This is a genomic window from Micromonospora craniellae (genome assembly GCF_014764405.1).
Classification (GTDB): domain Bacteria; phylum Actinomycetota; class Actinomycetes; order Mycobacteriales; family Micromonosporaceae; genus Micromonospora; species Micromonospora craniellae.
Genome location: NZ_CP061725.1, coordinates 2,156,225 through 2,172,540, shown reverse-complemented (window position 1 = coordinate 2,172,540; position 16,316 = coordinate 2,156,225). Strand labels below are relative to the sequence as shown.

1 protein-coding gene (cut by both window edges) is annotated in these 16,316 nt (G+C 70.9%); it reads left to right on the top strand.

The whole window is internal to a hypothetical protein gene (locus tag ID554_RS09740; protein ID WP_117229469.1) on the top strand: the coding sequence, 50,472 nt in all, runs 19,126 nt past the left edge and 15,030 nt past the right edge, and what appears here is coding positions 19,127-35,442 — codons 6,376 (partial) to 11,814 (complete); the first codon wholly inside the window starts at position 3. Both the start codon and the stop codon lie outside the window.

The following is a 16,316-nucleotide window of genomic DNA, read 5'->3' as shown; positions in this document are numbered from 1 at the left end:
GGCCGGCCCTGGCACGTCAATTCGTCACCGGAGGGATGGCCCTACCCGACGAGGTGATCCGGGCGGCGTACCACTTCGTCATCGGGACCTCGGATGCGGACTGGACGAACCTGCTCTCCGCTCCGATGCCACGGCCACCGATGAACCTGGCGATACCGAACTGGGTGGACGACGGCGCTGCGGACGGGTTGGACGACTGGCCCGACCTCGGTGCCCCCGGCGCGCGGCCGCCGGCGCAGGAACTTGTGGATTGGCTGCGCGACCGCGTCTCGGTCGGCGTGAGCCCCTTGCCGTATCTCGTCGAGAACGCGCTGGGCGGCCTGGCCGGGCCCGACAGCGGCACCACCTTCGGACTGCACCTCACCCTCGGGCCGAAGGGAGATTCCGAGGACGCGGAGTTCACCCGGACGTTCCAGCAGATCAGCCACGACATGACGCCGGTGTGGCAGGGGCTCCGGAATGCCGTGCCGAGCATGGACGGCGAGCACCAGGTGGTGCACCCGGCGGGGTACGAGTCCGCAGTACGTGGTCTGGTGGACAGTCCTGCGGTCTGGCGCGCTCTCGGTCTGTTGGTCGACGAGTTGCGGCAGTGGGACGGCCGGGCAGAGGTGGCGCTCTCCATCGAGGTGAGGACACCCGGCACGGGAGTGGACTCCTTCTCGCTCGATTCGCTGAACGAGGCTGCCGTCACGTACTCGGACCTCCTGACGCGGATGTCGTCCGGCCCGGAACGCGCCGCCGTGAGCGCCCGGGCCGATTCGGACGGCACGTTCGAGAGCACCGGTGACGGTGTACGCACCTGGTCGATGCCGTTGCATCTCGAGTTCGGTCTGGCGGGACTACAGGCCCGGCTGCGCATCGTCCTCGCGCTGGTCCGGGCGGCGGAACGAGGCGGTGTCGGCACGGCCGACGCCGGCCCGTCGCGGGGCGACGGTTCCGGCCAGGGCGATTCCGACATGGTCTGGCTCGACGACCGGCTGCTCGACCTGTCCGGCTGGACGGAACTCCATCCCCTGCTCGACGTGCTGGACCTGGACCCGCCGGGAGCCGCGCAGGTCGCGACACTGTTCCAGCTGACGTCGTGGTATCCGCCCGGCGAGGAGAGGGCAAGTCTGCCACGAGGTGTCCGGTGGAAGCCGGACGTGCCGATGCTCGCTCCCGACGAGGAACACCCGGTCGCGTTCCTGGCCGAGGTCGTCACGAGTAACCCGGAGGCCCTCGTCCGAGACGCCGTACGGCAGCGGGCTTCGCGTCACCTCTCGCTGCGGTACTGGCACGGGCTCTACGCCCGGTTCCACGCCTTCGCCAGTGCACTACCACCCGGCACGGACCTCGCCTCCGCACGCGGCGACCGGCGCCGAGCCGCTGGGAACGTGTGGCACCAACTGGACGGCAGCGACGAGTCGGTGCGTGTCTGGTACGAGCGCTTCCAGGCCCAGATCCCCCTGCCCGAGTGGACCTCACCCACCTCCGTCCCGAGCGTCGCCGACCCGTACGAGACGGCCCGGTCGGTCTGGTTGGCCACCCCTGCCCGGCCGGAGAGCGCCACCGAAGAGGACGTCGCGATCCTGGGGACCGCAGTCGACTGGCTGGCGGGCGTGCGAACCGAACCCGCCACGAGCCTGCTGCGCCAGATCGGCACGTGGCTGGCGCAACGGGACCCGGATCGGTTCTCCGTGTCGATGCCGGAGTTGCACTCGCGATCGGGGCGGTGGGCGCAACACGGTCTGCTGGGCGCCGTCATCGATGCCGCCGGGTGGCAGGGTGTGCGTCTGCCGTCCGGTGTCAGCGCCCCGGCAGGACTGCGCCGCCACGTGTTGGCGCAGATCGGGCAGCACCACGATCTCGTTCGCGACCTTGTCGGTGCGGAACCGGCACAGCGTGTCGAAGAGTTGCCGCCCGGTGCACTGCTCGAACTGGGGTCGAGGCTCCCGGCGCTGGCCGCAGCGCCCGTACCGAACGAGCACCGACGGGCCATCATTGAGGACAACGTCCGGCGCGAGCATCCAGGGGCCAGCGATCAGGAGCTCTCGCGTCTGGTCCAGGCAGCGCTCGACGACTGGACACGGGAGAGCCAGCGTCGTCTTGTCCGCGCAGAGTTGGCACGTACGCTCCCACCGCAGGAGTTCCCCGCCGCAACCGACCGGCCGGTCGTGCCGGTCGCCCCACGACGTCGGGTGCTCGCCGCCGCGCTCGGCAGCGCCCTGGCGGGCCGGCCGGACGCTCTGGCGGAGCACCTGGGGCCGCAGGAAACCCGCGACCCGACGGCGAGCCGTGACCTGGCCGTGGTGCTGGCTCGGGCACTCGACGTCGACATCGTGATCCGCAAGGGTGTGCTCGCGGAGCACACCAATCCGGGCGAGCGGCCGGTCCTGTATCTCGACCGATCCACCGACAGGGCGTACCGACCGCTGTCGCCGGTCGCGACCACCGACTCCGGGGGCCCGGTCCTGCCGCCTCTCGACGCTCTCGATCGCGCGCTGACCGCGATGGTGCGTACCTGGGCCCGTGACCACTACGCGACGCTCACCGCAGGCGGCGACGCACGGGATCAAGCGTGGACGGAGCTGACGAACCTGCTGACCGACTGGGTCGGCCTGCCGCAACTCCGCGTCGAGGTGGTACCGGGAGAGCCCACTGCCCTGAGCTACGCAGCGTGGTCGTTGAGCATCAGCACGGATTCGGTCGACCGCAGCCTGGGCACGCTGTCCGCCGAGATTCTGCGCGCCGAGCAGCGGATGCTCGCGGAACAGGCGCGGTATGACCGGGGGACTCTCGGCGAGTCGGTCGACAGTCCCTTCACCGCTCCCCACGCCCGACGTCACCTCCAGCGGATGTTCGTTCCGGGCGATCGTCGGTTCGCCCCGGCCGCGAGGTTGCGGGAGTCGGAGGTCGAGGCCCGGCGGGTGCTGTTGCAGGACGCCCTGCTGGCTGCCGACAGGTGGCTGGGCACCGAAACGGATGTGCGCTCCGCCGAGGACGGTGAGCTTTCGGCGCGACTGGACCGACGCCTCACGCGTGACGAGAGCAGGGTCGCACGGTTCCGCGCCGACATGCTTGCCCTGCTGCACAGCCAGGTGGTCGAGAGGTATGCGCGGAGCATTCAGGATCGTCTGCTCGCCGGCGGATCGGTCCGCGACTGGCGTGCGGAGATCGACGTCCGGGTCGAACCGGACTCGGGCGTCGAGGTGGCATGGTCGGGGCCGGCTGGTGTCCAGCTCCGCGCGACGAACGGTGCGGCCGTCCCACCGCCGAGGCATCTCGTGCACCCCGAGCGCCCGATCGTGGTGGTGCACGCGGCCTCTGCGGAGGAGGCCGGGCAGGTCCTCCGCCGGGTGGCTGCGGACCTACCGGCGAACGCCCTCGTCGATCTGGTCGTTCCCCGGGTCGCCGGGACACGGGTGACGGCGCTGGCCGGTCTGTTGCAGGACGGTCAGAACCTGGCTCTGCGGGCGGATCTGATCACTCGAGGTGAACGGGTCGACCATCTCGTCGGGTACTCACGTGCGCACACTCGGGCGGTCGGACCGTTCGTCTCCTACTACACGGTCCATGCCGAGCCGCAGGACGAGCCGTTACCGGTGTCGCACGTGACGCAGTTGGCCGACCTGGGTGGCGGTCGCTTCGCACTCGGGCCGGGCTGGACGGTGCAGGCCGAGCCGCACCGGATCTGGATCCGCCCCGAAGATGCCCTCGACATCGTGCCCTCCTTCGGGGACGAGTCGGTCGCCATCAGTGCGCCGGGGGTAGCGACACCGTGGTCGGTCGTCCGGCTCGGGATCTTGCTCACCGATGGGTTGGCGTCGCAGGCCGGCATGCCCCTGGGCGAGGGTTTGTGGAAGGTGTACGGAGACGTCGGTCCGCCACCAGCGCGCCGCGAGTTCCGCGACGTGGTCGCCGTCGATCCGCTGGACGGGTTGTTGTGGAGCCACGCCTTCGGTGACAGCGATCTCGCCACCACTGACACACAGATGGGTGGCTTCGACGGTTACCTGCCGATCATGCTGCTCGACCAACTGGTCGGCCTCGCGGGTGGGGACGCGGAGGCCGATCCGGACCGGGTCGTCGATCTGTTGACCGAGTTGGCGCGTCGGGTCGGCCTGCACACCGGCGGTCAGGGAGACGTCGTCGACGAGAGCGCCCGAGTGGCCCTGCTGCATGTCGCGGTGGATGTGCACGAACGACACGGCCTGCTGGGCGTGACGGAGGACCGCCTCCGGGCCGCAGTCGAAGAGGACCGCTTGCCGGACGCCGAGACGGACTCGGATCTCGGCTCGTGGGACGCCAGTCCTCCTGATCCGGCGGAGGCTCCGGTGTCGGTCGCCGATGCCGCAGGTGCGGCGACCTCCGAGGGCGACCCGGACGGCGGGCGCACCTCGACGCGGGACATGCTGTCGCCGGAGGACGCGCGGCACTTCCACGCACTCGCCAGGGACCTCGGCTGGACGGCCGCCCAGGGCCCCGTCGAGCGGGCGCGGCATCGGGTGGAGCGGACGCTGGGCTCGCGTACGCCGGAGGACAAGGCGCGGGACTTCGTCACGTACGTCGTCCGCAACGGCGAGCCCGTCGCCGGGAGCGTGGACCTCGATGCGGCCGGTCACCAGCTCTACCGGCATCGGATGGGTGGGCACACCGTGCTGGTCCGGGCCATGGTGGTCGACGGCGAGGTGTTCTCGGCGCGTCGACCGCTGCCACTGGACCGGCTGCTGGACCGCTTCGCCGCGTACGACACCGTGACGGCGCTGCGCGAGGCCGGATGGACCCTGCGCCCCGGTCACGCCAGCGCCCTCGACCCGGCCGAGCGGCGCGTCGACCTGAACGCCTCCGACGACACCGCCTGGCCGGTCCTCCAGGAGGCCGCAGCGCTGCTCCGGCCGGTGGCGCTGGCCCCGGACGGCTCGTACGTGCGGCTGCGGGAGCCGCTGGCGGGCACCGTGGAGGAGGGGGGCTGGATCATCCTCGACGTCTTCGGCCCTCGGGGAGATGCTCGCGGCAGTCACACCGTCAACACCATGCGGGCGGACGCCGACCACGTGACGACGATGGGGCTGTACAACAACTCCGACGTGCCCGGCCTCGTGCACCTGGCCGCATACCTGGTCACCGAGAACAGCGGCAAGGAGTACTACCAGTCGAGGTTCGTCACGAACGACCGGATCCGGCGGGTACTCGTCGACGAGTACGGCATGCAGCCCACGCCGGGCGACGGGTTCTTCGCCGGGTTGTCGGTGGCCTCGCCTGGCTTCGACGCTGAGGACTACCGCGTGTCCCGGCTGACCGCCAACCGGGTGGCCCGCGAGCGGCTGGACCAGGTGGGATGGACGCTGCCGCCGTCGGGCGGTGCCCCGTCGGCCCGCGTGCTCCGCACGTCGTGGGTGGGTGAGGCGGGCGGATGGGAGCCGACCGGTCCGGACGGCACCCCGCTCGACGTGGTCACGGAGACACTGGCGGACGGCGGGACCCGGCCGGTGTCGGGCCGCAGGATCGATCCGGAGACCTTCCAGATCGTCAGTCCGGAGACGGGACGCGACATCTACCGCCTCCGTGCGGTGGCCGACGCGGACGGCGGCCGGCGGTGGCGGGCCCCCCTCATGTCCCCGTCCGACGAGAGGTACTTCGCCCGGTACGCCGAGGCCGCCGGGGTGGACTCGGCGATCGACCACGTCCGGCACGTCGTCGGCGCCGGTACGCGGATCCGTGATCATCTGACGCTGCCCGGGGTCGGGCTGTACCGGCTCGTCACCGGACGACGCAGTGCCCTCGTCTACGCGCGGGTGGACGAGGCCGGCACGGTGACGAATGCGCACCGTCCCACTCCGCTCGACGAGATCCTGGAGCGCTATCACGACCAGCAGATCCTGACCGAGTTGGTCGGCGACGGGTGGACGGTGCGGCCGGGCCACACCAACACCGTCGATCCGGCAGCGCGCCGGATCCAGGTGGACGCCTTCCAGGAGCAGGAGGCCTGGCGTACGTTGCGGCAGGCCCGACCGCTGCCCGTCACGGTCGTCGGGCCGTCCGATCCGCTGCTGGACCACCGGCTGCTGGCGACCTCGGACCCGGCACTGCACGATGCCGTGCGTGCGCACGTACGTGATCATCGCGCCCTTCTCGCCAATGAGGACAGGGAGGCGTGGCGGAGCCTGGCGAATGTGATCGCGGCCCACATCGGTGGCCCGCTGCTCCTGCCGCAGAACCTCACCGTCGGTGGCAACCAGATGGCCGGGGCCGCCGGTCTCTTCTCCCGCCAGACGTGGCGGGTCAACGTCGACCCGAGCTCCTTCGACAGCATGGTCTCCACCCTCGTGCACGAGATGGTGCACTACGAGCAGGCGGTGGTGGCCGGCCAGGCGGTGGCCGGCCTGGTCGGTGCCTTCGCCATCACGCCGCTGACCAACGACGCCCGGGTCCGCAACGAACTGGCCGCCGGTCAGGTGGCCGGCGACCTGCGCACCGGCTCGGGTGAGCGGTTGTGGGCGGAGATCACGGTCGACAGCGAGCAGAGCCGCCGGGTCATCGATGCGGTCGCCGCCGCCGGGGCGCCCTACCGTGAGGCGACCCGCCTGCTCGACGTGGTGGATCGCATCGACGGATTCAGCCCCCGGCTCCGCCGTTGGTTGGGTCGGAGACAGGCCGTGGCGATGCGGCAGATGGCCGACGCGGCCATCCTCTACATGGCTCTGCCCCTCGAGACGCAGGCGCACCTCATCCAGGTCGACTTCGAGGCCACCGGCTCGGTGCAGGACTGGCGGACGGAGCCGAACGCCGAGGTCGTGCCACCGGAGGGATACACCGCGCTGGCCATCCCCGCCGGCAGCTTCGTGTCTCCGTCGTCGTCAGTGGAAGCGGTGCCACCGGACCGCCTGGCGAGCGCGGACCGGCCGCTGGTGCTGGTACGTATCGATGATCTCGATAATGCCGGGTTGGTGCTGGCGGCACTGGCCGACGGTCTGCGGATACCGTCGCTGGTGGAGCTGGTGGCCACGCCCACCCGACGGCTGACCGTGCCGGAGGCGGTGGGTCTGGCCGAGATCCTCGGCGGCTGGCACCTGCTGACGCTCGCCCCGGAACTGCTGGACGTGTCCGGACCTCACACCGACCATCTCGTACCGCACGCCCGGAACCATGCCCTCACGCTGCCGCCCTTCGCCGGCTACTACACGGTCCACCGCTACCCACAGCGGCAGACGCTGACCCTCGCCAAGCCCTACCTCCTGCGCAACCTCGGGAACGGTTCCTTCGAGCTCTATCCGGGCTGGCAGGTGACGACCGTGGACGACCGGGTGTGGATCGGCCCGGTCGACGCATCGCCGGACCTGACCGGTGCCGGTACCGCCCGCGTGGTCATCGGCACCCCGGAGCGGGAGACACCCTGGACGGTCGCGGGCGCCGGGATCTGGGTGGCCCGCGTCCTGGCCAGTCACATCGGCGTCGGCTTCGACGACGGCTTCGTCCACGTGCACCGGCCGTCCCGCACACCGCCGGTGGTCGACGGGGACGGCTACACCACGACCGACGACGTCGCGGCGGCCGACTGGGACCTGGTACGCCGCGCGCTCGGGACCGGCTACTCGTCGGGCGGCTTCCGGGTCAGGTTGAGTGCGTACGCCAACCCGAGCCAGGGCGCCGACTCCCTTCGTCTCCTGCTCCATGCCCTGCTGGAGCGAGCCGAGGAGGCCGGGCTGACCGAGCCCACCGGTGTGCCGGCCGACCCGGCGGTCGCGGTGCGCGCCCTGACCGCGCTGGCGGGACGACTGGGCATGCCGACGTCCGACGAGGACGCGCTCCACTCCCGCCGGGACCTGGTGCACCTGGCCGAGTTGGCGGCGATCGCGTACGGCGTGCACGGTCTCACCCTGCCGAGGCTGAGTGCGGCGCACCGGCTGTGGCACGCCGGACCCGATCGGGGTGAATCCGCGGTGGACTTCGCGGAGAGCCTGCTCAGCCGCTTCGGGTCGTTCTACGAGGATGCCGACGCACAGGATCCCGACTTCCCGCTACGCCTGCGGCGCGTGCTGGAGCCGTTGCTGTCCCCGGAGGTGGACACAGCGGCGGCAGCAGACCGCTACCTGACCGCCAACGACTGGCTCGACCAGGTGTTCGCTACCACCAGGACCGTCGACTGGCAGGAACAGATCTTCGGCTGGGACGGGGTACGGCCGGAGCATCTGCTGCCCTTCGCCGGAGGCGGGATCGTGGTCGGGTACCTGTCCGGTCCGGACGGCCTGCCGATGGTCGACGGCCGGTCGGCGGCCGAGCAGGGGGTGACCGGCGGCGCTGCGCTGCTGGCACAGCTCGGCGACCGAGTCCGTGCGGGGGTCGCGCCGCAGGTGGCCCGGCACGAACTGTCGGTCTGGTTGATCCCGTTGGTCGGCGAGCAGGCCCCCGGCCCGAACCTGGCCTCGCTGCGAGCCGAGCTCCACGCGATGCACGAGTGGTTGGCCTGGGGGGTGCGGCTCGGCGACGCGGTGACGGTCGACGAGCCGGAGCCGACCCCTACGACAGGCGACCGTGAGCACCTCGACGACACCACGGAACTGGACGCCAGTCCGCCTGATCCGGCCGAGGAACCGGTGTCGGTCGACCCCCCCGGTGACGACCTCGGGTGGAAGCGTGCCGTCGACGGCACGTACACGCATCCCGAGGAGGGCGCCGACGATCTCCCCGAAGCGCTGCGCGAGACCCGGTCACGGCGGCTCAGTAGCGTGGAGTTCTTCACGTCTCTGTTGCGCCTCGTGATCGCCCGGACCGCACCGGAGCGGGTCCCGACGCAGGACGAGTGGGTCGACTACCTGCTGCGGTGGACATCCCGGAACACCGAGGGGCCATCCGTCTCCTTGATGGACGGCGTGAGCGAGGCATCGCGGAACCTGATGGACCGCGAGCCGGGTTTCCGGATGCAGGCATTCCTGCGACTGCCGGAGAGCCATCTCGTCCATGTCCTGCCGGTGGCAGGCGACGGTGACGAGCTGATCAACACTTTCGTCGACGTGCAGGCCGAGTCGGGCATCCACCGCCATTTCCTGGGCCAGGACGCTGCACGACTGGCCGGAGACACCGGGCCTCCCGAACCGGTGCCCGGACTCGTGCGCCGGATCCGGCAGGCGCGACTCGGTATTCCCGACACGGTGACGCCGGGTGGTCGGTACGCGTCAGACTCCGCCACCGGCGTCGACGCGACCCCGGTCGTCGCGACGGCCTCGCAGTGGCGTCGGAGCGTGCTCTGGCTGCGGTCACTCGCCGTGGACGGGACACCCCTGGTCGAACGGGAGATCATCGACCAGATCGACGAACTGCACGGCGAATCGCGGACCGTCATGGAAGCCGGCTGGTCCGTACTTCGGCGGCGCATCGGTCAGGCGTGGCAGTGGGCTACCCGCCCGGGTGCCGAGCTACATGACCCCGGCTCGGGCCAGCGGGAGCGCGCCGGCCGGTTGGCCGGCGGCCTGCACGCGGACCTCGCCACCTTCCGGGCCGAGCTGGCGGAGGCGGTCGAGGCGGCCGCGCAGGAGGTCTCGCAGAGCCACCCGGGTGATCGTCGTGCGTCGGTGATCAGCGTGGTGGCGCAGCCGCCCTCGATCGACGAGACGTCGGCCCTGGTGACACCGGTTCGCGGCACCGGCGGCTGGCACGTTCGCCCCGACGGCGCATACCCGGAGGGGGAGGCTGCCGGGCTGCCCACGGGGTTGTGGTTCGACGACTCCGGCGTCGCCGAGCAGGAGGACGACGACGTCCTTCGGGTCGTGCAGGACCTGCTGGCTGCCGGGGCCCGACCGGCACGGCTGCCCACGTTGCGCCAGTTGCGGGACATGCCCCCGGTGGCCTCGGCGACGCCCACCGAACCGGAGCGGTGGGACGAGCAGTTGTACACCTGGCTCCGGGCGGCGGCGGCCGATGCGGGCGGCGTCCCGTTCCGGCTGCAGGGCTTCGAACGGCTGGATTCGGGCGGCATCCGGGCGTACCCGGTGCAGGGCGACTCGGGCGAGGTGGTGCGCGCGTACCTGGCGGGGCAGACGCTGCACCGGCTGCGCGGATGGCCGGTGACGTCGACCGGCGGCTATCAGGAGACGACCGCCGCCGAACTCCCCCCGGGCCTGTCGACATTCGATACCCGGGTGAACGGTCGGGCCGACCAGATCGTGCTCACGGTGGAGATGCTGCTGACGGAGGTGATGGGCGCACGGCGGTTGCCACCGCGCTCGGCACTACAGGAGAAGTCGACGTTCTATGCGGACCTCGCCTGGCCCCGGCGGATCTTCCGGCTTCTGCACTGGGCGCTGAAGCGATCTGCGGGCGCGGCACAGTCCGTGGAACCGGCCCCGTTCCGGTTGCAGGCGTTCGAGGAGGTCGGCCAGGGCAGGTACCGGGCGTACCCGATCGAGGGCGACTCCGGGCCGCTGATCTTCGTCTACGAGTCGGCGTACAACGGCATCGCCCCGCTGCACAGGCGGGAGTGGGCGAGATCCGGGAGTGGCGGATTCGCTCCGGTGCCCGGCGTGCGGGCCGTTCGCCTGCCCGACGGGCTGAACGTCAGCCCCGCCGACCGCGCCGACGCGATCGGACTGGCCGACGCGGTGGCCCGGCTGATGACCGTGCACGGACACCCGGCGACCGCCGAGGGACTGTGGCAGCACCTGAGCGAGGCGGAGGTCCTGCCCGCCGGGACGGTGCCGGAGCAACCCGCCGACGCGGCTCTGCTCTCCGTGATGGGGCAGGAACTCGGCTTCCGCGCGCAGGTCTTCGTGACCGACGGCGAGACCGTCGTCGGTGAGCCGGTCCGGGGCGACCTCGGTCCGCTGTTCCACCTGGTCCACGACTCCCGCGACGGCAGCTACGCCCCGGCCTGGACCGGACCGGCCGAGGACCTGCTGCCGGCGACGGCACGGCCACCGTCGGAGGACGGCTGGGAGGTGACCGCCGATGGCGAGTACCAGCGGGAGGGGACCGCACCCAGGCTGCCGGAGGCGCTGTCACCGGGCCTGGGCGGGTCGTCGGTGCCGGCCGTGTTGCGGGCGGTGCGGGAGCTGGTGGTGGCCACCGGCGTACGGCGGGTGCCGACGTCCGCGCAACTGCTGCGGTTCGCCGAAGCGGTACCGGCCGGACTTGACTGGGACCGGGAGATCTTCGAGTGGCTGCACGGCGCCGTCCGTGGCCTCGGCGGCGCCGGGGCGTTCCGGTTCCAGGCCTTCGACGAGGTCGAGCCCGGACGCATCCAGTCCTACCCGGCGTGGGGCGAGTCCGGTCCGATGCTGTACCTGCTCCGCACCGACGACAACCGGTACCACGCGCTCTGGAGCGACCGACCGGGGCAACTCACCGCATCGCTCGACGCTCTCATACTCCGGAACCGCCCGGTGGCGACGGACGAGGTACGCGCCCGGCTGGCCCGCCTGGGTGGCGTGGACAGTGGCCGGTTCGGTCGCCGATGGTCGCAGCTCAGCGACCGGATCGAGCGGGCACAGCGGAGCCTGGGCGCACGCCAGGAGTTGGCCTTCGGCGGCCAGGACGAATGGGCGCCCCTCACCGGACAGGCGATGGCCCTGCTCCGCGCGGACCTGGGCCGGTTCGACGTCGACCTGGACCGGGCGGTGGCCGACGCGGAGTTGACCTCATGGTTCGGGTTCGGGACGGAACTGTCCGACTGGCACCGGCAGATGTGGGAGCTGCTCAGTCGGTTGGTCGGTGTCGACGGCAGCCTCGGGTCCTGGCTGCGGGAGACCGCGCAGGCGGTCGGGTTGCACCACCAACCGGGCACCGCGCAGTGGGGCCAGGAGATGTCCCGGTTGAACCCCTGGGCCCGACGCCCGGACATCCCGATCTGGGCCCGTCGCCGGCTGTTCCACATCGTCGGTCTCACCGAGGCGTTGTACCCGGGAGAACTCGTCGAGAGCGACGAGGCGCGGCGGGCCACGCTGTTGCGGCGGGTACGGCGTCTGGTGGATGCGGTCCGACGTGACCCGTTGTGGCGGCGTACCCCGGGTGTGCAGGATCGGATGCGTCCGGAGCTGCTGACCGACCTGCTGCGGGGATGGCGGGGCGCGTCCGCCGACCGGCCGATCACCAACGACGACCTCCGCGCGCTCGTGGATCTGGTCGACGAGATCAAACAGCCGGGGCACAAGGTTCGGCTGAACCAGGTGCTGAGCGCCTGGCAGGAGCGGTACCGGTCCGCTCCGGCCCGAGCGGTGCCGCCCTCCGCCGACGAGGCGCTCACCCTGCCCGTCGACCGGGCGGTGGACCGCTGGGAGCTGCCGAGGCACCTGGTCGAGGACCAGCTTCTCGGCCCGGCCGACGCGACCCTGCTCCCGGCCGAGGCCGCCCAGGTGTTGGTGCTGGTCCAGGAAGCGGTCGGGCGCGGCGTTCCCGACCACGACCCCGGCATGGTGCGCCTGCGGTACGACCTCGAACACCGGTACCGCGGCTTCCTCGTCAACGGCAACCGGTACTTCATGCGTCGCGACGGCATCCCGATCGAGCTGCACGTCGGCTCGAAACTGGTCAACGCCCTGGTCGAGGAGAAGGTCCCGGGAATACCGAGTTCCCGGCGGCTGGACAGCGCCACCCTGTCCGCGCGCAAGCAGAAGTACCTCAAGAAGTTCCTCCGTCCGCGTACCGTCCACCTCCCGTTCTCGGCGCTGTTCGGCGCGTTGACGGCTGGTTTCGTCGCCGTGCACGTCGCGATCACGCGTAACGAGCCGGCGAGCACCATGAGCAGGTCCGCAGGGGTCCTGCACACCCGGATGCTGCGCAGCGGCACCACCGCCACCGCCTTCCGCGCGGACAGCAGATGGACGGTGACCAGCATCGCCCCCGGTGCCGAACCGGGACAGGCGGTACGCGGTGAACCGCACAGCCGGCTGCTGCCGAAATCGGTGCTGCTCGACATACCGGTCTACATGACGCGTCCGTCGGCGAACGCGAAGGGCAAGGCCCGAGCCACTACCTTCTCGGCGTCCGATTCGGTCAGGTCGTCGCACGACGCCGAATCGGTGATCACCGACTCCGTCATCTCCGAGTCGAGCCACCCGTCGCCACAGTTCCGGCAGGACACCTGGGGTAGCGAACCAAGCCCTGACAGGTCACCACCGACAATTTCCCGCCGCGGCTCCATCGACTCCACCGCGTCGTCGGTCATCCGCCAGCCCAGCAGCTCGAGCAGGATCGAGTCGGGGTCGAAGAGCCTGATCAAGTGGGTGAAGTTCCGGAAGAAGAGCCACGAGCAGTCCGGCTTCGACCTGAAGCAGCTGCGGCGTACGCCCTCGGGCCGGCTGGTCCCGCAGCCGAGCGAGCGTCCGATCGCCCGGGAACCGGTGACCGCCGGCGACCTTCCGTTGACGATCGACTTCCACGGCGAACTGCCACGGGCGTACGTCGTCGACGATGTCGGCGACACGACGGCGTTGGTCGACGCGATGGCCACGGCGGCGGGCCGGCCCCTCGTGGTGGGTGGATCGGCCCGAGCCACCCTGTACGAGTTCTCCGACCGGGACGAGGTCGGCAACACGATCCACGAGATGGTGGACACCTACCTCTACGCCCCGGTCCTGGCCGACGACCGGAACGCCAAGCCCATCGCGGCGGAGCGGGTACGCGCGGAGTTCGGTGCCGCCCAGTTGCTCTCCGTCACCGAGATGGACGACGACGTGGCGATGCGGCACATCTTCGCCAGGACGATCGAGGTGGCCGCCGAGACCGGCGTCATCGACGCCCTCAGCGGCACGGTGGGCGCCGGACCCGGATCGCGTTTCCGAGGGTTCGGAATCACCGTGTCCGGCGGTCTGCGGTGGCTGTTCGGCAAGTCGTTCCGACGAACTCGTGGCGGTGCCGCCGGCAGCGGTGCGGTGAGCCAGAAGTTCGCCGAGACCGTCGGGCAGACCGCGCTGTACGCGGCCGAGGTCACCTTCGACGTCGAACCGATGGGCGACCAGCCGGGCCAGCACGCCGTGGTGACCCTGCTCGTGCGGATGCAGGTGGAAGAGGTCCGGCGGCTGGTCGACGCCGACCGGATGGTCAACCCACAGCGGGTGACCGATCTGACGTTCCGCTACCCGGGCAGGTCCAGCGCACGAAGGGGAGTGGGCCGTACGCCCACCAACGGCGACCGGATCCAGCCGCCGAGGTACCTGTCGAGGGAGCATCCGACCACGATCGGCAGTTCGGTGGTGGCCGACCTCACCGGCCTGCGTGACCTGCACGACCAATTGCTCGGTGAACTCGAATCGAGCAAACAGGAACTGTTCCCCGGTTGGCGGACGGTGGAGCCGTCCGACCGACGCCTGCGGGACGTCTACGACATCGTGCAGAACTACCGCACGCTGGCGGCCGGCCTGGCGCGGACCTCGTCGATCAGTGGCGGCCTGTCCCCACTGATCGGCAGCGGTACGCGGATGAACTTCCGACAGTTCGGCGTGCTGCACTCCGACTACTACGAACTCGTGGTGAAGGGGACGTTGAGCAACCGGCGGCACGCCGGAACCACCGGCCTGATCAAGCCGGTGGACGTCGCGGTCCTGACCGACCTGGTGAGCTCCACCCACGCCCGTGAGCAGGCGTACTCCACCGGGCCCGAATTCGCGGTGGCGGTGAAGTCGTTGGCCACCGAGATCGGTGGCCGGTTCGGTGTGATCGGCAAGGTGAGCTGGCCACGGGTCAGATCCGGCGGTTTCGGCGCACCGGTGCTGGCGTACCGCTGGGCCAACCGGGCGACCGGGGTGGAGGTGTTCGACTTCGACCTCGACTTCGACGCGCTCTGGCTGCACCACCGACGGCCCGCACGATGGCGGCGTTCGGCGCTCGTGGCGTGGGCCAACAGCGGCTGGCGGATGCAGGTGAGTCCGCCGGAACGGCTGCTGACCGGGGGCGCGCCGCCGCAGGGGACGGTGAGTCTGTGGACACCGTCGGACCTGTCCTGGCGTGTCGAGTCCGGCGTCACGCCGGTCACGGTCGCGGCGGCGACACACACGCCACCGGTCGAGATCGCCCCCGGGGAGACCCGACTGGTGTTGGACAGCGCCCGCCCGCTACTGCTGACCCGCGCCACCCACATCGACGCGATGGACGTGCAGCCGGGGGTGTTGACGACCCTCGCCGAACTGGCGATACGCGACGTCAGCAACGGTTCGCCGATCATGACCACCTCGGGAACCCCGGTCAACGAAGCGCTGAACGACGCGCTTGAGGAGTCGGTGCAGAAGGGGCACTTCAGCACACTCACCGCGCCGGGCGGTTTCCAACTGGGCGGTCTGCTCGGGGACGGCAGCTACGCCGACTGGCACGCCGGGGTGGCGACGCGGGTCGTGCCGGTCAACTGGCGGCTGGAGCAGTACATCGACGCGCTGTCCATCGAGGACTACTACCGCGGCACCAGCGGCGCGTTCGTCTTGCGAGGCGGGGGAACCAGGTGGACCGGCGGCGTGGTGACCGGACCCGGCTGGACTCCCGACCATCCCGCGGGGCGCTTCGCCGGTCGTCTCTTCGGGAGCTACTACTACGACCGGGAACGGATGCGGGCCATCCGCCAGGAGGTCACCGGCGCCCAGGAACGCAACCGGTCGCACACCGGTCGCTACCTGGTGCTGAAGGCGGATCTGCAGTACCTGGCCCTGGCCACCGCACGGTGGGGCAATCTGCTCACCGAACTGCCCGGCACCCGGGACCTGCTGGCGTTGCTGCCCGGCCGGCGAGGTCCGCTGCTACGGTCGTCGGCCTGGCAGGCGACGGTCCCCGACTCGCTGTTCGTCTACGTCGCCGAGTCGGACCTCCAGGATCTGGCTCTGCTGATCGATCCCCAGGATCCGACGACAGCGCGGCTGCTGGCGGGGCTGATGCCGCCGCCGCTGGGGCGGGAGCGTGCCTGGCGGGCGCCCGAGCCGATGCGGGTGGGGCAGGGTCTGACGATCAACGTTCTCGAGGACAAGATCGACCTGGACGAGCTGAGGGCGTTGCTCCACGACCGGCTCGCCGAGCAGATCACCGGAGCGCTGCCCGACGATCTCGCCGACGACGTACTCGGTGGTCTGCGGCACCTGCTGGCCGGGGTCCGCGCCGACGGGGTCAACGCCTTCCTCGACGACCTGCTCGACGACGGGATCCCGTTGGTGCTGCGCCGACGGACCTATCTCGGACGGCGAGTCGTCGAGGTGTCCGTGCGGCTGCGACAGAAGGGCGAACCCGTCTTCCGGGACCTGCGACACGACGTGAGCATCGAGCACCATCACATCGCCCACATCCGGCAGGAGGAGAACGACACGGTCTCCCGCCGCCACCTGGGCACGCTGCAGGGACTGGCCGGCGACGGCACCTCGCACGGCCCGGTC